General features: G+C 66.0%; 1 protein-coding gene. It reads right to left on the reverse strand.

Annotated elements, in window-relative coordinates; all coding sequences use genetic code 11:
• Positions 1–385 (reverse strand): contractile injection system protein, VgrG/Pvc8 family (locus ACM6G4_RS22530; RefSeq protein ID WP_414914658.1); only part of this gene is annotated, 385 nt, incomplete at both ends.

A 385-nucleotide genomic window follows, 5' to 3' on the forward strand; every position in this document is an offset into this window, starting at 1 on the left:
CTCCACCACCTGGTGTTCCGACTGCAAGGCCCAGACGCTGTCCTCGCCGCTGCTGCTCAACCCGCAGAGCGGACGCAGCGGCAGTTCGACGTCGAACTGGTAGGCGCGCGGGGAGTCGTGGAATTCGACGACGTCGATACTCAGGCGTTCGTCGCTGGTGAAGCGGTACCAGATGCCGACTTCGGCCAGCAACCGGGCGATGAAGGCCAGGTCGCTTTCGCCGTATTGCATCACCTGCTCGCGCCGGGGGTACTCGCGGTGCAGGTGGAAGAGGAAGTCCTGGCCCCGGAAATCGTGACGGCCGCGCAGGATGTGCTCGACGATTTCCGGCACCGACCGGTGCTGGTAGATCCGGTATTGCCGGCCCCGCGCGAGCAGCGCCAGA

Origin of the sequence: Pseudomonas sp. IT-P258 (genome assembly GCF_949767825.1) — a bacterium.
GTDB classification, from domain to species: Bacteria; Pseudomonadota; Gammaproteobacteria; order Pseudomonadales; family Pseudomonadaceae; genus Aquipseudomonas; species Aquipseudomonas monachiensis.